This window comes from Streptomyces sp. W16 (assembly GCF_033194735.1).
In the GTDB taxonomy this organism is placed as follows: domain Bacteria; phylum Actinomycetota; class Actinomycetes; order Streptomycetales; family Streptomycetaceae; genus Streptomyces.
On the sequence record NZ_JAWOAI010000159.1, the window covers coordinates 1 to 19134 of the forward strand.

General features: G+C 69.8%; 19 protein-coding genes. 3 read left to right on the forward strand and 16 right to left on the reverse strand.

Translation table 11 applies throughout. The annotated features are described in order from the left end of the window. The 6 genes from R6V09_RS21945 to R6V09_RS21970 all read right to left on the reverse strand — a co-directional run. Window positions 1-386 (reverse strand): universal stress protein (locus tag R6V09_RS21945; RefSeq protein ID WP_317883133.1); only part of this gene is annotated, 386 nt, incomplete at its 3' end. Between the two features lie 116 nt (window positions 387-502). Further along, window positions 503-745 (reverse strand): DUF397 domain-containing protein, encoded by a 243-nt coding sequence (locus R6V09_RS21950; protein ID WP_019057879.1) that lies wholly within the window; start codon window positions 743-745, stop codon window positions 503-505. An 82-nt stretch (window positions 746-827) separates the two neighbouring features. Continuing rightward, entirely contained in the window at window positions 828-1994 is a 1167-nt protein-coding gene (locus R6V09_RS21955) for a thiolase domain-containing protein (RefSeq protein WP_317883134.1), read from the reverse strand. After that, entirely contained in the window at window positions 1991-3037 is a 1047-nt protein-coding gene (locus R6V09_RS21960) for a thiolase domain-containing protein (protein WP_317883135.1), read from the reverse strand. The genes R6V09_RS21955 and R6V09_RS21960 overlap by 4 nt, the downstream gene beginning before the upstream one ends. Window positions 3038-3054: 17 nt before the next feature. Beyond that, window positions 3055-3999, reverse strand: coding sequence for a Zn-ribbon domain-containing OB-fold protein (locus R6V09_RS21965; protein ID WP_317883136.1), 945 nt, complete (start codon window positions 3997-3999; stop codon window positions 3055-3057). A 112-nt stretch (window positions 4000-4111) separates the two neighbouring features. Then, window positions 4112-4912 (reverse strand): crotonase/enoyl-CoA hydratase family protein, encoded by an 801-nt coding sequence (locus R6V09_RS21970; RefSeq protein ID WP_317883137.1) that lies wholly within the window; start codon window positions 4910-4912, stop codon window positions 4112-4114. 167 nt (window positions 4913-5079) lie between these two features. Between R6V09_RS21970 and R6V09_RS21975 the strand changes: the two genes are divergently transcribed. Both R6V09_RS21975 and R6V09_RS21980 read left to right on the forward strand, forming a co-directional pair. Continuing rightward, on the forward strand, window positions 5080-6699 hold the full coding sequence (locus tag R6V09_RS21975) for an acyl-CoA synthetase (RefSeq protein ID WP_317883138.1): 1620 nt from the start codon (window positions 5080-5082) through the stop codon (window positions 6697-6699). 131 nt (window positions 6700-6830) lie between these two features. Beyond that, a complete protein-coding gene (locus tag R6V09_RS21980) occupies window positions 6831-8714 on the forward strand; it encodes a sulfatase (protein WP_442810104.1) in 1884 nt (627 codons plus the stop codon). On the opposite strand, the gene R6V09_RS21985 is transcribed toward R6V09_RS21980, so the two are convergent. The 3 genes from R6V09_RS21985 to R6V09_RS21995 are packed head-to-tail and all read right to left on the reverse strand — an operon-like array spanning window position 8692 to window position 11210. Then, entirely contained in the window at window positions 8692-9474 is a 783-nt protein-coding gene (locus R6V09_RS21985; protein ID WP_317883139.1) for an alpha/beta fold hydrolase, read from the reverse strand. The genes R6V09_RS21980 and R6V09_RS21985 overlap by 23 nt on opposite strands. 37 nt (window positions 9475-9511) lie before the next feature. After that, window positions 9512-10375 carry an alpha/beta fold hydrolase gene (locus R6V09_RS21990; RefSeq protein WP_317883140.1) on the reverse strand — a complete coding sequence of 288 codons (864 nt, stop codon included), beginning with the start codon at window positions 10373-10375 and terminating at the stop codon, window positions 9512-9514. Window positions 10376-10424: 49 nt separating this feature from the next. Next, the gene (locus R6V09_RS21995) at window positions 10425-11210 is read right to left on the reverse strand and encodes an amidohydrolase family protein (RefSeq protein WP_317883141.1); all 786 of its coding nucleotides are present in this window, start codon (window positions 11208-11210) and stop codon (window positions 10425-10427) included. A gap of 100 nt (window positions 11211-11310) precedes the next feature. Between R6V09_RS21995 and R6V09_RS22000 the strand changes: the two genes are divergently transcribed. Next, the gene (locus R6V09_RS22000; RefSeq protein ID WP_442810105.1) at window positions 11311-11691 is read left to right on the forward strand and encodes a MerR family transcriptional regulator; all 381 of its coding nucleotides are present in this window, start codon (window positions 11311-11313) and stop codon (window positions 11689-11691) included. A 6-nt stretch (window positions 11692-11697) separates the two neighbouring features. Here R6V09_RS22000 and R6V09_RS22005 read toward each other — a convergent pair whose 3' ends face one another. The 7 genes from R6V09_RS22005 to R6V09_RS22035 form a co-directional block, all read right to left on the reverse strand. Then, complete coding sequence (locus R6V09_RS22005; protein ID WP_317883142.1) at window positions 11698-13194, reverse strand: acyl-CoA synthetase; 1497 nt, start codon at window positions 13192-13194, stop codon at window positions 11698-11700. A gap of 111 nt (window positions 13195-13305) precedes the next feature. Then, entirely contained in the window at window positions 13306-14871 is a 1566-nt protein-coding gene (locus R6V09_RS22010) for an acyl-CoA synthetase (RefSeq protein ID WP_317883143.1), read from the reverse strand. Continuing rightward, window positions 14868-15977: an NAD(P)H-dependent flavin oxidoreductase gene (locus R6V09_RS22015; RefSeq protein ID WP_317883144.1), complete on the reverse strand. Its 1110-nt coding sequence runs from the start codon at window positions 15975-15977 to the stop codon at window positions 14868-14870. The genes R6V09_RS22010 and R6V09_RS22015 overlap by 4 nt, the downstream gene beginning before the upstream one ends. Before the next feature lie 65 nt (window positions 15978-16042). Further along, a complete protein-coding gene (locus tag R6V09_RS22020; protein ID WP_317883145.1) occupies window positions 16043-16849 on the reverse strand; it encodes a class I SAM-dependent methyltransferase in 807 nt (268 codons plus the stop codon). Further along, window positions 16827-17180 (reverse strand): hypothetical protein, encoded by a 354-nt coding sequence (locus tag R6V09_RS22025; protein ID WP_442810106.1) that lies wholly within the window; start codon window positions 17178-17180, stop codon window positions 16827-16829. Before R6V09_RS22025 ends, R6V09_RS22020 begins: the two co-directional genes overlap by 23 nt. 111 nt (window positions 17181-17291) lie before the next feature. Next, window positions 17292-18866, reverse strand: a complete 1575-nt coding sequence (locus R6V09_RS22030) for a phytoene desaturase family protein (RefSeq protein ID WP_317883146.1) — start codon at window positions 18864-18866, stop codon at window positions 17292-17294. A gap of 53 nt (window positions 18867-18919) precedes the next feature. Next, window positions 18920-19134, reverse strand: a 215-nt coding sequence (locus tag R6V09_RS22035) for a tetratricopeptide repeat protein (protein ID WP_317883147.1), incomplete at its 5' end; no start/stop codon positions are given.

The following is a 19134-nucleotide window of genomic DNA, read 5'->3' on the forward strand; positions in this document are numbered from 1 at the left end:
GCCATGCCGTTGGAGCCGAACAGCAGGCCGGCGAAGCCGCCGCGGCCACGCGAACCGAGCACCAACAGCTGTGCCCCGGCGCCGAGTTCGGGCAGTACGGCACCCGGTGCGCCCTGCAGCCGGAGGTACTCCATGACCGGCCGGTCGGGGCGCCCGTCGAGGTGGGTACGGACCTGGCCGAGCACCTCGTCCTCGTCGGGGTCGGGTGGTCCGGCGACCAGGACTCCGGGCGGTGTCCAGGCGGCGGCGTACTGCCACACATGGACGACCCGCAGCGGCGCCCCGCGTCCACGCGCGGCGTAGAGGGCCCAGTCCAGGGCGCGCAGGCTGTCGTCCGAACCGTCGACCGCCGCGATGACCGGCAGGGTGGTCTTGGGGGTGCTCATGGGGTTCCTCACCTCCGGAGTAACGGGACCTTCCCCTCCGGGGCCAGCCTGGCTCAGGCGCCGACTCCGGAAGGGCACTCAAGGTCGCGTGTCCGGAAAAACAGGTGAAACGCCCTTCAGGTCAGGTCGAACTCCCCTTCCCGTGCCCCCGACACGAACGCGCCCCATTCCGCGGGCGTGAAGATCAAGGAAGGGCTTTCCGGGCGGCCGCTGTTGCGCATCGCGATGAATCCCTCGACAAAGGCGATCTGGACATCCCCCAGTCCACGGCTGCCTGAATGCCAATCGGCGTCACTGAGGTCCAGCTCCGGCTTGTCCCAGCCCGCAAGCGGGTGCTGCTGGATGGTGCTCTCGGCCACGTCCGTGCTCCTCCCGGTTCGTCGTCCGCGGCCAGCCTAGCGATCGGTTTCTGATGCCAACAGGCCACGTGAGGGGGACCTTTCAGGAGGCGGGGGGTTCGCTGCCCACGAGCCACATCGAGAAGAACTGGGATCCGCCGCCGTAGGCGTGTCCGAGAACCCGGCGGGCCCCTTCCACCTGGTGTTCTCCGGCCTGGCCGCGGACCTGGAGGGCGGCCTCCGCGAAGCGGATCATGCCGGAGGCGCCGATCGGATTGGTCGAGAGCACCCCTCCTGACATGTTCACGGGGAGGTCGCCGTCCAGTTCGGTCACCCCCGACTCGGTGAGTTTCCAGCCCTCGCCCTCGTCGGCGAATCCGAGGTTCTCCAGCCACATGGGCTCGTACCACGAGAACGGCACATACATCTCCACGGCGTCGATGTCGCGGCGCGGGTCGGCGATCCCCGCCTGCCGGTATACGTCGGCCGCGCAGTCCTTGCCTGCCTGTGGCGACACACAGTCCTTTCCGGCGAACAGTGTGGGCTCGCTACGCATGGCGCCACCATGCATCCAGGCTGCCGAGCGTGGTGCCCGGGCCGCTCCCGCCCGGTCGGTGAGGACCATCGCGCAGGCGCCGTCCGAGGACGGGCAGGTCTCCGAGTAGCGGATCGGATCCCACAGCATCGGCGAGGCCTGGACCTTCTCCAGGGTGATGTCGTGCTCGTGGAGATGGGCGTACGGGTTCTTCAGCGCGTTGCGCCGGTCCTTGTACGCCACCAGCGAGCCGACCGTGTCGGGCGCTCCGGTGCGCCGCATGTAGGCACGCACGTGAGGGGCGAAGAAGCCGCCCGCGCCCGCCAGCAGGGGCTGCTGGAAGGGGATCGGCAGGGACAGTCCCCACATGGCGTTCGACTCGGACTGCTTCTCGAAGGCGAGGGTGAGGACGGTGCCGTGCACACGGGCCGCGACGAGGTTGGCGGCGACCAGGGCCGTCGACCCGCCCACCGATCCTGCGGTGTGCACCCGCAGCATGGGCTTGCCCACGGCGCCCAGCGCGTCGGCGAGGTACAGCTCGGGCATCATGACGCCCTCGAAGAAGTCGGGCGCCTTCCCGATGACCACAGCGTCGATGTCGGCCCACGTCAACTCGGCGTCGTCCAGGGCACGTTGGGCCGCCTCCCGCACCAGCCCCGCGATCGACACGTCCCGGCGCGCGGCGACGTGCTTGGTCTGGCCGATGCCTACGACGGCCACGGGCTCCTTGCTCATCGCGGATCCCCTTCGAGTACGGCGACCAGGTTCTGTTGCAGACAGGGGCCGGAGGTGGCGTGGGCGAGGGCCCGGTCGGACTCGCCCCGGTGGATGCGGGCGGCGGCCTCGCCGATGCGGATCAGCCCGGCGGCCATGACGGGATTCGCGGCGAGGGCGCCGCCGGACGGGTTGACGCGCACGTCGTCGCCGAGGCGCAGTGCCTTGCGCAGGACGACCTCCTGCGCGGTGAACGGCGCGTGCAACTCGGCGGTGTCGACGGGCCGTTCGAAAGCTCCGGCCTTCTCGGCGGCGAGCCGCGTGGACGGTGAGTCGGTCAACTCCCGTACGCCGAGGCCGTGTGCCTCGATGCGGTGGTCGATTCCCCTGATCCAGGCGGGCCGTTCGCACAGCTCGCGGGCCCGGTCCCCGGCCGCGAGGATCACGGCGGCGGCGCCGTCGCCGATCGGCGGGCAGTCGCCGGTGCGCAGCGGCCGTACGACATAGTCGCCCTGCGGCACTGAACCCTGCACCTGCGCATGGGAGTTGGCGCTCGCGTCCGTACGGCTGCGGGCCGCCACCGCGGCGAGCGCTGGTTCGTCGGTCTCGCCCGCGTCGATGAGGGCCTGGGCCTGGAGGGCGGCGAGGGCGACGGAGTCCGGCCACAGAGGGGCGACGTAGTAGGGGTCGAGCTGTCGGGTCAGGACGTCGCGCACCGAGCCCGGGGAAGACTTGCCGTACGAGTAGACGAGCGCGGTGTCGGCGTCGCCGGTAAGCAGCTTGGTCCACGCCTCGTAGAGCGCCCAGGCGCCGTCCATCTCGACGTGCGACTCGGAGATCGGCGGCCAGGCGCCGACGCCGTCGAGGGCCATGGTGAAGGAGAAGGCGCGACCGGCCAGGTAGTCGCTGGAGCCGGAGCAGGTGAAGTCGATGTCGGCGGTCTTCAGGCCGGTCTGTTCGAGTACTCCGTGCAGGACCGGCATCAGCATCTCCACCTCGGAGAGCTCGTCGGTGGTGCGCCGGTGGTCGGTCTGCGCGAAGGCGACGACGGCGATCTCACGCATCGCGGCAGCTCCATGCATCACAGCAGCTCCTTGTAGACGTCGTAGTCCGCGTCGGGTTCGCCGGTCGGCCGGTAGTGGTCCGGGTAACGGCCTCCCTCGGTCCACACCGCCTCGACCCGCAGTCCCATGCGTACCTGGTCGTAGGGGATGCCGCCGATCCGTCCGTGCAGTGCGAGGTCGGCTCCGTCGAGGGCGATGTGCGCGTAGACGTACGGCACCTCGATGTCGAGGTTCTTCGCCTTGATGTTGACGATGCAGAACGTGGTGACGGTGCCGCGCGGACCCACTTCGACATGTTCCGCTGTGGCGACACCACATGTGGGGCACGCACCCCTCGGTGGGACGTACACCTTGCGGCAGGAGGGGCAGCGTTCGCCGACGGTGCGCTGTTCGGAGAGCGCGTGGATGTAGTCGGTCTGGGCGCGGCCGGGCGAGTAGACGTAGTCGAGGCGGGCGGGCGCCACGATGCCGGTGACCATGTTCTCGAACTCGCCGGTGTGGTCGGAGAGTTGGCGCGTCTCGTCGCCTTCGTGCGGCTCGAAGCAGGCGATGTCCGTGATGGCCCCGACACGTTCCCCGGCCCAGCGGACACGTACGCGCATGCCGGTGCGGACGGCGTCGGGGCCAGGGGCGTCGAGGGCGTGCAGGAGGGCGGTGTCGGCGCCGTCGAGGCGGACCAGGACCCAGGCGAAGGGGGTGTCCAGGGGCTGACCGCGGCGGGGTTCGTGGTTCCAGGCCCAGGTGGTGACCGTCCCGGTGGGGGCGACCTCGACGAGGTCGCGGATCTCCTCCGCGGTGACGGGGTCGTACTCGACGGGCGGCACGAGGGTCCGTCCGTCGCCGGTCTTCACACCGAGGACGACGCGCTCACGCAGCCCGGTGAGAAAGGCGCTCTGGACGGGGCCGAGGGAGCGGGTGAAGGGAAATTCGAGGGTCAGGGGAGCTTTGAGAACTTCGGGCACGACATCTCCTCACTAAACAGATGCGGGCTGCCTGTCCCCACCCAGGGGCGCGGGGAACTGCGCGACCAGCCACAACGAACCCGCAGACGACAACCGGCCGACAAACCAAGCACTACGCCCGCCTATAAACAGGCGCCCGCTTCTCCGCGAAGGCACGAGCCCCCTCCTTCGCGTCGGCGGTGTCAAAGATCGGCCAGCCGCGCTTGAGTTCGGCCGCGAGGCCCTCCGTCTCGGCCAGCTCGGCGGTCTCGTACACCGACGCCTTGACCGCCTCGACCGCCAACGGCCCGCACCCGTTGATGAGTTCGGCGATCTCCAGGGCCTTGGCGAGAGCCGTCCCGTCGGGGACGACGTGTCCGATCAGACCGACGTCCGCCGCCTCCCGCGCGCTGTACGGACGCCCGGTCAGCAGCATCTCCAGGGCATGCGTACGCGGAATCTGCCGCTGGAGACGAACAGTTGAGCCACCGATCGGGAAGAGCCCGCGTTTGACCTCGAAGAGCCCGAACGTCGCGGACTCCCCCGCGACCCGGATATCGGTGCCCTGAAGGATCTCCGTACCGCCGGCCACGCAGTACCCCTCGACGGCGGCGATCACCGGCTTGCGGGGCCGATGGTGCCGCAGCATCGCCTTCCAGTGCAGGTCGGGGTCGGCGGTAAGCCGCTCACGGTACTGCTGGCCCTCCATGCCTTTGCCCGCGAGGGCCTTGAGGTCCATGCCCGCGCAGAACGCGGCGCCCGCGCCGGTCAGCACGATCGAGCGGATCCCGTCGTCCGCGTCGGCCTCGACCCAGCCGTCGTACAGGCCGACCAGCATCGGCAGCGAGAGCGCGTTCTTGGCCTCGGGCCTGTTGAGCGTGAGCACCAGTGTGGCGCCTTCGCGCCGCACGGTCAGGTGTTCCGTACCGCCCATTGCCGTCCTCCCGTCGCCGTACCGCCTCCGGAACGAGAACAGGTTGCAGGAGGCGCCCTGCCAGTACAAGAGGTTTCTGACACTCAGTCAGATTTCTTCTGCGCGGACCCTTCACAGTTGCCGCGCCCTTTGCTCTGATGACCGGCGAACCGACGTCAGGAGGAGTGGTGGAGTACAACATTGCCGACCTGTTCGAGTCGGTCGTCGACGTGGTCCCGGACCGCGAGGCGCTCGTGTACATCGACCACCCGGGCACGGGCGCGGAACGCCGCCTGACCTACGCGGAGTTGGACGCGGCGGCGAACCGCATCGCCCATCATCTGATCGACACCGGGATACGCCCGGGTGAGCATCTCGGGCTCCATCTCTACAACGGCGTCGAGTACTTGCAGACGGTGCTGGGCTGCCTGAAGGCGCGGGTCGTGCCGGTCAATGTCAACTACCGGTATGTCGAAGAGGAGTTGGTGTACCTCTACCGGGACGCCGAACTCGTCGCGCTGGTCTTCGAAACGGAGTTCACCGAGCGGGTGGCCGCCGCGCTGCCACGGACGGAGAAGCTTCGGCACCTGGTGCGGGTGGGGACACCGGCGCAAGGCGCCCCGGAAGTACCGGCCGTGGCCTTCACGGACGCGGAGGCCACCGGCTCTCCCGAGCGGGGATTCCCGGCCCGTTCGGGCGACGACCAGTTCATCATCTACACCGGCGGCACGACCGGGATGCCCAAGGGCGTGATGTGGCGCCAGGAGGACCTGTTCTTCTCGGGGCTCGGCGGTGGCGCGCCGACCGGTGAACCCGTCAAGAAACCCGAGGAGTTGGCCGAGCGGGTCGCGGCCGGCGGGGCGGGGATCACCTTCTTCCCCACTCCCCCGCTGATGCACGGCACCTCCACACTCACCGCGTTCATCGGCTTCAACTTCGGCCAACGCATCGTGATCCATCGCAAGTTCGTGCCTGAGGAGGTGCTGCGGACCGTCGAGAAGGAGAAGGTCACCAGCATGTCCCTGGTCGGCGACGCGATGCTGCGACCACTGATCGACGCCCTCAACGGGCCGATGAAGGGCACGGACTGCTCGTCGATGTTCAGCGTCTCGTCATCGGGCGCGATCATGTCGGAGACCGTACGCGCGCAGTTCCAGGCGCTCGTCCCGAACGCGATGCTCCTCAACAACTTCGGCTCGTCCGAGTCCGGTTTCAACGGTACGGCCACGGCCGACTCGGGCCCCGCACGCGGCTTCCGTATCCGCGTCAACTCCCGTACCCAGGTGGTAGATCCGGCCACGCACGAGCCGGTCGCCGTCGGCGAGATCGGCCGGGTCGCCCAGTGCGGCCATGTACCGCTGGGCTACTACAACGACCCGGGGAAGACCGCCGAGACCTTCTTCGAGAAGGACGGCGAGCGGTGGGTACTGCTCGGCGACATGGCGACCGTGGACGAGGAAGGCGTCGTCACGGTGCTCGGCCGCGGCTCGCAGTGCATCAACACCGGTGGGGAGAAGGTGTATCCGGAGGAGGTCGAGCAGGCGCTCAAGTCGCATCCCGATGTCTACGACGCGCTGGTGGCCGGGGTGCCTGACGAGCGGTGGGGCAACCATGTGGCCGCCGTCGTGGAGTTGCGCGCGGGTGCGGTACGGCCGTCGCTGGACGACATCCAGACGCACTGCCGTTCCCATCTCGCCGGGTACAAGATCCCCCGACAGTTGGTGATCGCGGAGTCGATCCAGCGTTCTCCGAGTGGCAAGGCGGACTACAGGTGGGCACGGGAGGTGGCAGTCGCCGCAGATCAGTGAGTCAACAGTGGGTCAACACGCAGGCCTGATTGAACTGACGGTAGCGTGCGATCGTACTGATGGTGACGGATCTGGTGGCCCGGGCCAGGTACGCCATGCCATCACCGGGCTCAGCACGGAAGGACGTTCGGGTGCCGCTCTTCACTCGCTCTCACCCATTGGCGCAGCAGAAAGCCACCGGGGAGACCGACTCGACAGCGGCGACGGAGGCCGCCGCACCGTCCGAACCACAGGATCCACCCGAGCCGGACGACTCGGCGGGCAGGTCCGAGCAACTCGAACCGGTCGACGCGCCCGAGGCGGCCAAGTCCGCAGACCTCGCGGAATCCGCCGCCGACTCCGCCGAGCGATCGTCTCAACTCCCGCCCCGCGCCGGCTGGTTCGGCTGGCGGACTCGTTATCCCCGTACCGCACGTGCCGTAGCGGTGGGCACGAGCGTGCTGGCCGGTGTGCTGCTGCTCGTCGCGCTCCTCGTGCCCGACCGCCTCGACCGGATCACTCTCCAGTCGTTCTTCCGCTTCCCGGTCGAGGCGATCGTCCTCGCCATCGTCCTGCTCGTACTGCCCGCGAAGGCACGGCGGATCGTGGCCGTCGTGCTGGGGGCGTTCGTCGGGCTGTCCGCCGTCCTGAAGTGCCTCGACATGGGCTTTTACCAGACCCTGGCCCGGCCGTTCGACCTGGTCTTCGACTGGGTGCTGCTGAGCGACGCGGCGGACTTCCTGAAGGACTCGGTCGGCCGCTCGGGCGAGGTGCTCGCGATCGTCGGCGTGATCCTGGCGCTGATCGCCGTGCTGGCGGGGAGCGCGCTCGCGATGGTGCGGCTGTCGGACGTGATGGCCAGGCACCGCCCCATGGCGGTACGCACCACACTCGTCCTCGGTGTTGTGTGGATCATGTGCTTCACGCTGAGCTTCCAGGTGGGCGGCGTCACGCTCGCCACGAAGGGCTACAGCACGTTCCTCGCCAACCGGGTGCAGTACGTCCGCGAGGGTCTGGGTGACGCCGACGTCTTCAAGAAGCAGCTCACCGTCGACGCCTTCGCCAAGACCCCGCCGAACCAGCTGCTGACCGGACTCCGCGGCAAGGACGTGCTGTTCACCTTCATCGAGAGCTACGGCCGGGTCGCGATCGACGATCCGACGATGGCACCGGAGATGGACGCGACGCTGAAGGCGGGCGACGCCCGGCTCAAGGCGGCCGGTTTCGCCTCGCAAAGCGGCTGGCTCAGGTCGCCCGTGACGGGCGCCGGCAGCTGGCTCGCCCACTCGACGTTCCTGTCCGGCCTGTGGGTCAAGAACCAGCAGCGGTACCGGACCGTGACCACCAGCACCCGCGCCACCCTGACCAGCTACTTCCAGAAGACCGGTGCCTGGCGCACGGTCGGCATCGTCCCCGGTGTCCGCAAGGCCTGGCCCGAGGGCAAGTACTTCGGCCTCGACAACATCTACGACTCCACGCACCTCGGCTACAACGGTCCGTACTTCAGCTGGACGCCGGTACCGGACCAGTTCAGCCTGCAGTCCTTCGAGGATCTGGAGTACGGCAAGAAGAACCGCGACCCGATCATGGCGGAGATCATCCTCGCCTCCAGCCACAACCCCTGGTCCCCCATCGCCCACACGATCCCCTGGAACCAGCTCGGGGACGGCACGATCTTCAACCAGATCAAGAAGGAGGGCACCAACCCGACGGAGGTCTGGAAGAGCGCGAAGCGCGTGCGCACCGAGTACCGCAAGGCCATCCAGTACTCCGTGGACAGCCTGACCCAGTGGATGCAGCGCTACGGCAACAAGAACACCGTCCTCGTCTTCCTCGGCGACCACCAGCCCGTCCCGACGGTCACCGGAGGCACCGCCGACCGGGACGTGCCGATCACGATCGTCGCGCACGACCCGAAGGTGCTGGACAAGATCTCCAGCTGGAACTGGACGGACGGGCTCAAGCCGGCGGACAACGCACCGGTGTTGAGCATGGACAAGTTCCGGGACCGCTTCATGACGACGTTTGCGAAGTGACGGTCGCCGTCCGGTCGTCGCCCGCCTCCCCGCTCCGCTCCGCGAGGAACGGCTCCACCACCGCCAGGAATTCCTCCGGCCGGTTCTCGTGCACGAGATGTCCTGCGTCGACGGTCACCAGACGGGCGTCGGGGATCCGTTCGGCGAGCGCGACGACCCGGTCCTGAGGAATTCCGCTGGTGGGACCACCCGCGATCACCAGCGTGGGCATGGTGATCCGCCCCATGTGGTCCCACCACATGGGGTTGGGGAGGTTCGCCCGGACGTCGGTGGCCTCGATCATGGCCCAGTCGAACGGCAGCTTCCCCGCGGGGCGTTCGGTGGGCGGCCTCGGCGGATCGAAGGGAATCGGCGCCGGCACATCCTCCAGGACCAGTCGCCGTACGACGTCGGGCGCCTCCTGCGCGAGCAGATACGCGACCATGCCGCCCAGCGAATGGCCGATGACGTCGGCCCGTTCGATGCCGAGGACGGCGAGGAGGGCGCGTATGTCGTCCCGCATCGCCTCGTACGCGTACACGTCGGCCGTGGCTCCCGGCTCGGTGCCGGGCCAGTCGCTGCTTCCGTGACCGCGCAGGTCGGGGGCGTACACACGGCGCGGGTCGGGTCCGCCGGCGAGCCGTTCTGCGATCGGTGTCCAGTCGGTGCCGTCGGCGGCCCGGCAGTGAAGAAGGAGGACGGGCGGTGCTTCCTCGGGGCCCCAGGCGTGAAGGGCGAGGGTGATGCCGTTCGCCTTGACGGTGCGGGTCTCGATGTCCATGCGGGGAACGTAACCGCTGTGGCGCCGGGCTGTGCGCCTACTCTGCCGAAGGCAGAACCGCACCGCCCTCGTCGAGAAACGCGACGACACGGCGCACGAACCACTCCGGGTCGTCCAGCCACGGGTAGTGACCGGCGCCCGGCTGCACCGCCGACTCGGCGTTCCGGAACACGTCGGCGCTACGACGGGCGAGCTCGGGCCGGGGGCCGCCGTCGACTTCACCCGCGAGAACCAGGACGGGTGCGGGCAGTCGGCCGAGGGCGGCTCGGAGGACCGGTGGGTCGAAGGCGCCCTCGGAGAAGTACAGGTCGGCGGCCTCGTCGTTGCTCTGTTCGTCGGCGAGTGCGGAGTGTTCCTCGGCGTCGGCGTCCCAACGGCCGTAGAAGAAGGGCTCGAAGACCGGGTCGAAGTCGGCGCTGCCCGCGAGCCACGCCTCGAATGCCGGGAACGCGTCCTCGTACCACGGTTCGCCCTTCCGCAGCCGGGCGGCGGCGAGCCGTCCCTCGGGCGTGGCCGGCATGCCCAGCGCCCATGGGGTGGCGGTGATCAGTGCCAGGCGTGTCACCCGCTCGGGACGGCGGGCCGCGTACAACATCGCGAGACTGCCGCCCGCCGAGTGCGCGAGCAGGTCAATGTGGTCCAGGCCCATGTGGGCGCGCAACACCTCGACGTCATCGACCAGTCGGTCGCAGCGGTACGTCCCCTCGTCCGCCGGCACGGCGGAGTCACCGGTGCCCCGGAGATCCAGCAGGATCAGCCGTCGATGCGCGGTCAGTCCACCCAGGTCCCCGAGGTAGGCGGAGGCCCTCATGGGCCCTCCGGGCAGGACAACCAGCGGCTCGCCCTCACCCCGCACGTGGTAGGCGAGTTCGGTGCCGTCGGTGGCGGTGAAGGTCGGCATGCCCCGATCCTCACCGCCGACCGCGTTCGGCCGCAAGGCAGTTCCTTCGTCATCCCAGCCCCAGCAGCTCCGCCAGATTGCCGCCCAGTACCCGGTCGCGGACCTCGCCGGCCCGGGTGACCCTTTCCACCGTCGTGCGGGCGACGACCGGGTCACCGTAGGGAGCGTCCGAGCCGAAGAAGGTGCGGGTGGGGAGTTCATGGATGGCGAGGCGGACGGCGAAGACGATGTTGGCGGTGGACAGTTCGAGGTGGAGGTTGGGAGTGGCCCGGGCCAGTTCGATCGCTTCCATCCAGTGGGCTCCGCCCAGTTGGCTGATCACCAGCGGCACCTTTGGGTACCGGCACGCCAGGTCGGCGAGTGTGCGCAGGTCCACCGCCGTCGTGGGAGCGGAGCCGTGGACGACCACCGGGAGTCCTGCGTGGTCGCGGGCCGCGCGCAGTACCGGTTCGACAAGGGCCGACTGGCCCGGAGGCGGGGTGAGTTCACCGATGCCGTACAGCCCGCGGCCGGTCACCTCGCGCTCCACCCGCGCCGCGGTCTCGGTGTCGGGGCGGCCGAGCGGGACGGAGCCGAAGCCGAGGAAGCGGTCGGGGTGTGCCGTGAGTGCCTGGTCCAGCTCCCGCATGGCCAGGGCGAATCCGTCGTCGCCGGAGACGCCGGCCAGCGCCCGTTCCAGTACGCCCATTTCGTGGTGAAGGGAGTCCAGGTCGGTGGCCCGTTCCGGGTGCGCGCGGGTGGGGAACAGCACCGTGCGGTCCACACTCGCGTCGTCGAGCGCCAACAGGTGGTCGTCGAGCGGGTCGTGGACATGGCTGTGGGCGTCGAGAATCATGTGCGTCTCCCTGAGCGTGCCTGCCGCCCGGTGGAATGCGGGTGGCGGGAGCCAGTGTTGAGCCCTGACACCGTGGGAAGGTCAAGCAGGAGAGGGGCGCGTGCCCGTGCTGATCGGGGAACTGGCCGAGCGGACCGGAACCAGCGAGCGGCTGCTGCGCCACTACGAACAGGCGGGGCTGCTGCGGCCCGAGCGGCTCCCCAACGGCTATAGGGCGTACGCCGATTCGGACACGGCCGCCGTACTCCGCATCCGCGCGCTCCTCGCGGCCGGGCTGCCCACCCGGATCATCCGCCAGGTGCTGCCCTGCACCACGGACGAGGCGGCCGTACAGCCGTGTCCGGGTGTACTCGACGCGCTGCGCGACCAGTTGAGCGACCTGGACCGGCGGGCCGCTCAACTCGACGCGGCCCGCGAGGTGTTGCGGGACACCATCGCCGGAGCCGAAGCCCGTACAGATACCGCTCCGGCCTCCCGGTGAGAACGCTCAGCCTGCGAACCGATCCCGCAGCTCTCGCTTGAGGATCTTCCCGCTGGCATTCCGTGGCAGTTTCTCCACGAACACGACCCGCTTCGGTGCCTTGAAGTGGGGGAGCTTCTCGCGGGCGTGGGCGATGAGTTGGGCCTCGGTGACCTCGCCGCGCGGGACGACGACCGCGGTGACCGCCTCGATCCAGCGGTCGTCGGGGAGGCCGATCACGGCGACCTCGGCGACGCCCTCGTGGGTGTAGAGCGCGTCCTCGATCTGGCGTGAAGCGACCAGTACGCCACCGGAGTTGATGACGTCCTTCACCCGGTCGACGACGGTGAAGAAGCCGTGCGCGTCCCGTACCGCGAGGTCGCCGGAGTGGAACCAGCCGTCACGGAAGGCCGCGGCCGTCTCCTCGGGCTTGTCCCAGTAGCCCTCGCACAACTGCGGTGAACGGTAGACGACTTCGCCCTGTGTGCCGTCGGGTACGTCCTTGCCGTCCCCGTCGACCACCCGCGCGTCCACGAACAGGACGGGACGCCCGCAGGAGCCCAGACGGCCCTTGTGCTCGTCGGGGCCGAGCACGGTGGCCAGCGGGCCGATCTCGCTCTGGCCGAAGCAGTTGTAGAAGGCCAGCTTGGGGAGCCGTTCGCGCAGCCGCTCCAGGACGGGCACCGGCATGATCGACGCACCGTAGTACGCCTTGCGCAGCCCGCTCAGGTCGCGGGTCGCGAAGTCCGCGCGGTTCGCCAGGCCGATCCACACGGTGGGCGGGGCGAACAGGCTGTCCACCCGCCCGGCCTCGATCAGGTCGAAGAGCCGGTCCCCGTCGGGCGCGTCGAGGATGATGTTGGTGGCGCCGACCGCCAGATAGGGCAGCAGGAACACATGCAGCTGCGCCGAGTGGTACAGCGGCAGTGCGTGCACGGGCCGGTCCCCGGCGCTCAGGTCCAGGGCGGTGATCGCGCTCAAGTACTCGTGCACCAGGGCCCGGTGGGTCATCATCGCGCCCTTGGGCAGCGCGGTCGTGCCCGAGGTGTAGAGCAACTGCACCAGGTCCTCGGTGCGCGGCTCGGGACCGTCGTACGGCAGCGCGGACGCCAGCCGCTCCAGCAGCGAGCCGTCCGCGTCCCGCAGGGGCAACGTCCTTACGTCGTCCGGCAGTCGGGCGGCGAGGGCGGGGTCCGTGAGCACCAGCGTGCTGCCGGACTGGCCGACGATGTACGCGAGGTCGTCGCCGGTGAGGTTCTGGTTGACCGGTACGTGCACGAGGCCCGTGCGGGCGCAGGCGAGGAAGCCGATCAGGTAGGCGTCCGAGTTGTGGCCGTAGGAACCGACCCGGTCGCCCGGTGCGAGGCCCTGGTCGAGGAGCACGCTCGCCGCGCGGGAGACGGCGTCGTCGAGTTCCTCGTAAGTCCAGGAACGCTCGCCGTAGTCCACCGCCACGCGGGCGGGAGTGCGCCGGGCACTGCGTCGCAGTACCCCGTCAACCGTGCTGCCGTGTCCGGGCGTCATGACACATGATCCTCGGGCCGGCGCCCTGGCAGGTCAAGCCGACGGGAAGGGTGTGGTCCTGCCGCACATGGGGCGGGACCACGCCCTTCCCGTTTCGGGTACCGACAGCACTCACATGGGCCGCGTATGCCCCTCCCAGTACGGCTCCCGCAACCGCCGCTTGTACAGCTTGCCGTTGGGGTCGCGGGGCATCTCGGTGATGAAGTCGATGCTCTTGGGCCGCTTGTAGCCGGCGAGTTGCTCGGCGCAGTGGTCGAGGAGGACGGTGGCGAGGGCCGGTCCGGGCTCGTGGCCGGGGGCCGGTTCGACGACGGCCTTGACCACCTCGCCCCAGTCGTCGTGCGGGATCCCGAAGGCGGCGGCGTCGGCGACGGCGGGGTGGGCGAGGAGCGCGGACTCGATCTCGGCCGGGTAGATGTTGACGCCGCCCGAGATGATCATGTCGATCTTGCGGTCGCGGAGGAAGAGATAGCCGTCCTCGTCGAGAATGCCGAGGTCGCCGACGGTGAAGAAGTCGCCGATGCGGTTCTTCTTCGTCTTGGCCTCGTCCTTGTGGTAGGCGAAGCCGCCGGTGCTCATCTTCATGTAGACGGTGCCGAGTTCACCGGGTGGGAGCCGGTTGCCGTCGTCGTCGAAGACCGCGAGCTCGCTGATGGGCCAGGCCTTGCCGACGGTGCCGGGTTTCTTCAGCCAGTCCTCGGCGGTCGCGAAGGCACCACCGCCCTCGCTGGCCGCGTAGTACTCCTCCACACAGTCGCCCCACCACTCGATCATGGCCCGCTTCACATGGTCGGGGCACGGGGCGGCGCCGTGGATCGCGTGCCGCATGGACGAGACGTCGTAGCGCGCCCGTATGTCCGCGGGGAGGGCGAGGAGCCGATGGAACTGGGTCGGGACCATATGGGTGTGGGTGCACTTCTCACGGTCGATGAGGCGGAGCATCTCCTCCGGGCTCCACTTGTCCATCAGGACCAGGCGATGGCCTATGTGCAGGCTCGCGCCCGCGAATTGGAGGACGGCCGTGTGGTAGAGCGGTGAGCAGACGAGGTGCACGTTGTCGTCGAAGGGCTTGATGCCGAAGATGGCGAGGAATCCGCCGAGGTACGCCGACTCGGGCGGCCTGCCGGGCAGAGGCCGGCGGATGCCGCGGGGGCGGCCGGTGGTGCCGGAGGTGTAGTTCATGACCCAGCCGAGCGTCCGGTCCATGGGCGCCGACTCCGGTTGTCCGTCGAGGAGTTCGGCGTACGGCCGGAAGCCCTCGACCGTGCCGACCGCGTACCGATGGGCGGCGGGGAGGCCGGCCTCGTCCGCGGCCTGGCGGACGGGCTCGGCGAACCGCTCGTGCGCGATGAGTACCTTGGCGCCGGAGTCGGCGACGATCCAGGCGATCTCGGGGGCGACGAAGTGATGGTTGACGGGGACGAGGTAGAACCCGGCCTGGGTGGCGGCCAGATGGGCCGTGAAGAACTCGACGCCGTTGGGCAGGACGACGGCGAAGGCGTCGCCGCGTTCGAGTCCGGCCGCGCGCAGACCGTGGACGAGCTGGTTGGCGGCGGCGTGCAGACGGCCGGCGGTCCACTCCTCGCCGTCGGGTGCGATGAGGACAACGCGGTCGGGGTTCTGGACCGCCTGGGCCCAGAACCCGGCGGGGGGTGTGCTCTCACCCTGTGTGCTCACTGGCCGCTCCTTCCGGCGATGCGGTTGACGCGGTCGACGGCCTGCTCGAAGCCGCGGGTGAGGTCGTCGAAGACGGCCTGGACACTGCGTTCGCTGTTCATGCGGCCGACGATCTGGCCGACCGGGGTGCCGAGCAGTGGTTCGACCTCGTACTTCTGGATGCGCGAGACGGCCTCGGCGACGAGCAGGCCCTGGAGCGGCATGGGGAGGGTGCCGGGGCCGTCCGTGTCGTCCCAGGCGTCGGTCCACTCGGTGCGGAGTTGCCGGGCCGGTTTCCCCGTCAGGGCGCGGGAGCGGACGGTGTCGCCGGACCCGGCGGCGAGCAGTTTGCGGGTCAGGGCCGCCGAGTGCATCTCGGCTTCTGTGGTGGTCAGCCATATGGAGCCCAGCCACACACCTTGGGCTCCGAGGCTGAGCGCGGCGGCCACCTGCGGTCCGCTGCCGATGCCGCCGGCGGCCAGTACGGGCAGTGGATCGACGGCCTCGACGACTTCGGGGGTGAGCACCATGGAGGCGATCTCGCCGGTGTGTCCGCCCGCCTCGTAGCCCTGGGCGACGACGATGTCGATGCCGCCCTCGGCGTGCTTGCGGGCGTGCCGGGAGCTGCCCGCGAGCGCGGCGACCAGTACGTTCTGGTCGTGGGCGCGGGCGACGACGTCGGCGGGTGGGGAGCCCAGCGCGTTGGCGAGCAGCTTGATCGGGTAGTCGAAGGCGACGTCGAGCTGGTTGCGGGCGACCTGTTCCATCCACCCGGTGATGCGCCAGCCGGACGCCTCCCCCTCGGCGAGTTCGGGCACGCCGTACTTGGCCAGGGTCTCGGTGACGAACTGCCGGTGCCCTTCCGGGATCATCGCCTCGACCTCGGCCTCGGTGACGCCTTCCACCTTCTTCGCGGGCATGACGACGTCCAGGCCGTACGGCATCCCCTCGACGTGCGCCTCCAGCCAGTCGAGGTCGCGTTTGAGGTCGTCGGGGGCGGTGTAGCGGACCGCGCCGAGCACTCCGAAACCGCCGGCCCGGCTGATGGCCGCGGCGACGGCGGGGAACGGCGTGAAGCCGAAGATGGCGTGCTCGATTCCCAGTTTCTTGCTCAACTCCGTCTGCATGGGCGCAGAATGCCGCAGTCCTCCGGACGACGGAAGGCCTTTTCTGATGCTCCGTCAGATTTTCCTCAGAGCGAGGCCCGCCGGGCGGTGAGCAGGGGCTGGTAGAAACCACTGCTCTCCGGTTTGTGCCAACTGACGTCCGCGAAGCCCGCTTCGCGTACGGCATCGGTCAACTGGCGCCGTGTCAGAGCCCAGTAGGTGGTACGGCGGACCCGCACCTCACAGCCGTCCCCGTCCGGCACGAGCTGGAAGTGCTCGATGTCGTAGCGCTCGCCGTCCTCGTGCCAGTGCCACAACTGGAAGGTGACCACGCGGCCCTGGCCGGTCGTCGACACCTGTGGAGCCGCGGACGCGGGACGGCCGGCGCGGATCTCGTCGTAGTCCCGGACGCTCAGCACAAGGAGCCCGTCGTCGCGCAGGACCCGTCGCATGCCGACCAGTGCCGCACGCACGTCGTCGGGTGTCAGCAGATGCGGCAACGAGTTGTCGGCACAGAGCACGACGTCGAAGGCGGACGCCCGGAACGGCAGTGTCCGCATGTCCGCCGCGGTCACCGGAAGGCCGATACCCCGGGCAGTGGCCTCGGCGGCGGCCCGCGTGACCGCGGCCGGGCTCAGGTCGCTGCCGATCACTCCGTGTCCGACCGCGGCGAGCCCGATCGCCTGGGTGCCGATCCCGCAGGAACAGTCCAGCACGCGATGGGGCCCGACCCCGAGCCGAGCCCGGACGAGCCCGTCGAGCGCCTCGGCCTGGCGGGCCATGCTCGCGTCCCAGTCCGGGAAGATCAGGTGGTAGTCGGCGGCGAGGCCGTCGTAGAAGTCCCGGACCGAGGGCACGATCACCTTCCCGTCAGCGGTTTTCCAGCCGGACATGCAGTTCCCGTTCCTGGTCGCCCGAGGTCACCGCGAGATCGTGCACGATGAACAGGGAGTCCAGGGTCGTACGGAACTGTTCGATTGCCCAGTACCCACCCTGGGCATCCGCCTCGACGGACGCCCCGAGCCGGGCCGGGCCGCCGGAGGCACCCTCGTGGGCGTCGGCGACGTCGAAGGTGCCGAGCCACACTGTGGGGCGGGTGTCGTGGTGGTCCCGGGGTACGTCGTCCGCGCACCGGTCGGATCCGTAGCGGGCGCACAGCGTGTCGAACACGATCCGGGCGTCCTCCTTGCTGCATCCGCTGATCTCCACCGAGACGGATTCCATGTGCCCCGGCACCATGTGGGCGCTATCCATATTCGAGTCCGAGTTCATGGCGATCGCTCCTCTCGTCCACTTCAAGAAAAGCACCACTCGCCCGGCAGGGCACCAGGCCGGTCAACCGGCGTCGCTCTCAAGTACCGCCATCGCCGCGTTGTGCCCCGGCACCCCGCTCACTCCGCCGCCGCGCACCGCGCCCGCCCCGCACAGCAGGATGTTCGCGTGCCGGGTCTCGACGCCCCAGCGGCCGGTGTCGTCCTGGGCGTAGGGCCAGGTCAGTTCGCGGTGGAAGATGTTGCCGCCGGGCAGCCGGAGGTCGCGCTCCAGGTCGAGCGGGGTCTTCGCCTCGATGCAGGGCCGTCCGTCCGCGTCGGTGGCCAGGCAGTCCGCGAGGGGCTCGGCGAGGTGGCCGTCCAGCTGGGCGAGCGTCGCCTTCAACAGCTCGTCGCGTACGGCGTCGTTGTCCCGCTCGAAGAGCCGGGCAGGTGTGTGCAGGCCGAACAGGGTGAGCGTCTGGTAGCCGTCCTCGATCAGGTCCCGGCCGAGGATGCTCGGGTCGGTGAGCGAGTGGCAGTAGATCTCGGAGGGCGGTGCGGCGGGCAGTGAACCGGCCGCGGCCTGGGCGTGTGCGGCGGCCAGTTGGTCGTAGCCCTCGGCGATGTGGAAGGTGCCGGCGAAGGCCTCGCGCGGGTCGACCGAGGTGTCGCGGAGCCTGGGCAGCCGCTTGAGCAGCATGTTCACCTTGAGCTGGGCGCCCTCGGCGGCGGTCGGTGGTTCGTCGCCGGTGAGGGCGGCCAGTTGCTGCGGGGAGGCGCCGACCAGGACGTGCCGGGCGGCTACGAGACCCTCGCCGTCGGCCGTGCGGTAGGTGATCTCGGCGGCACGTCCGTCCGTGTCGATGCGGACGGCCTCGTGTCCGGTGGCGAGTACGGCGCCGGCGGTGCGCGCGGCGGTGGCCAGGGCGTCGGTGAGGGCGCCCATGCCGCCGACCGGGACGTCCCAGGCGCCGGTGCCGCCGCCGATGACGTGGTAGAGGAAGCAGCGGTTCTGCGCGAGGGACGGGTCGTGGGCGTCGGCGAAGGTGCCGATGAGGGCGTCGGTGAGGACGACGCCCCGGACCAGGTCGTCGGTGAAGTTCTCCTCGATGGCGACGCCGATCGGCTCCTCGAAGAGCATCCGCCAGGTGTCCTCGTCGTCGACGCGGCGGCGCAGTTCGTCGCGGCTGGGCAGCGGTTCGGTGAGGGTGGGGAAGACCCGCTGCGCGAGGCGGCCGGTCATGCCGTAGAGCCGCTGCCAGGCCGCGTACTCGCGGTCGCCGCCGGTCAGCTTGGCGAAGGCGTCGCGGGTGCGGCGCTCGCCGCCGCCGACGAGAAGGCCGGTGGGGCGGCCGTCGCGTTCGACGGGGGTGTACGAGGAGATGGTGCGCCCGCGGACGCGGAAGTCGAGGCCGAGGTCCCGCACGATCTTCTTGGGCAGCAGGCTGACCAGGTACGAGTACCGGGAAAGGCGTGCGTCGACCCCGGCGAACGGGCGGGTCGACACGGCGGCGCCGCCGGTGGTGTCGAGGCGTTCCAGGACGAGCACGGAGCGCCCGGCCCGGGCCAGGTAGGCGGCGGCGACCAGGCCGTTGTGGCCGCCGCCGACGATGACGGCGTCGTACGTCCGGTGTCCGGGTCCCTCGTGTGCAGGCATGGTTCTTCGTAACACGAGGTGATCTAGGTCGGCCAGAGGTGGGCGGGTGGGCGTCAGTGGCCGCCGGACGCCCGCTGCTGTCGTAGCACCGCCACCCGGCGGTACAGCTCGACCGCTTCCGCGTTGCGGCCGAGCTGTTCCAGGCAGTGGGCCTCGTCGTTGCGGCTGGCGAGGGTGTCGGGGTGGTCCGGGCCGAGGACGCGCTCGCGGGCGGCGGCCACCCGGCGGTACTCGGTGAGGGCGTCGGCCCAGCGGCCCAGCCAGCCGA

Bases quoted from the DNA above. Each gene is read 5' to 3' on its own strand.
- R6V09_RS21990 (WP_317883140.1), bottom strand. From the start codon at position 10,375: ATGCCGACCTTCACCGCCACCGACGGCACCGAACTCGCCTACCACGTG.
- R6V09_RS21955 (WP_317883134.1), bottom strand. From the start codon at position 1,994: ATGAGCAAGGAGCCCGTGGCCGTCGTAGGCATCGGCCAGACCAAGCAC.
- R6V09_RS22025 (WP_442810106.1), bottom strand. From the start codon at position 17,180: ATGGAATCCGTCTCGGTGGAGATCAGCGGATGCAGCAAGGAGGACGCC.
- R6V09_RS22020 (WP_317883145.1), bottom strand. From the start codon at position 16,849: ATGTCCGGCTGGAAAACCGCTGACGGGAAGGTGATCGTGCCCTCGGTC.
- R6V09_RS22030 (WP_317883146.1), bottom strand. From the start codon at position 18,866: ATGCCTGCACACGAGGGACCCGGACACCGGACGTACGACGCCGTCATC.
- R6V09_RS22005 (WP_317883142.1), bottom strand. From the start codon at position 13,194: ATGACGCCCGGACACGGCAGCACGGTTGACGGGGTACTGCGACGCAGT.
- R6V09_RS21995 (WP_317883141.1), bottom strand. From the start codon at position 11,210: ATGATTCTCGACGCCCACAGCCATGTCCACGACCCGCTCGACGACCAC.
- R6V09_RS21960 (WP_317883135.1), bottom strand. From the start codon at position 3,037: ATGCGTGAGATCGCCGTCGTCGCCTTCGCGCAGACCGACCACCGGCGC.
- R6V09_RS21970 (WP_317883137.1), bottom strand. From the start codon at position 4,912: ATGGGCGGTACGGAACACCTGACCGTGCGGCGCGAAGGCGCCACACTG.
- R6V09_RS21985 (WP_317883139.1), bottom strand. From the start codon at position 9,474: ATGGACATCGAGACCCGCACCGTCAAGGCGAACGGCATCACCCTCGCC.
- R6V09_RS22015 (WP_317883144.1), bottom strand. From the start codon at position 15,977: ATGCAGACGGAGTTGAGCAAGAAACTGGGAATCGAGCACGCCATCTTC.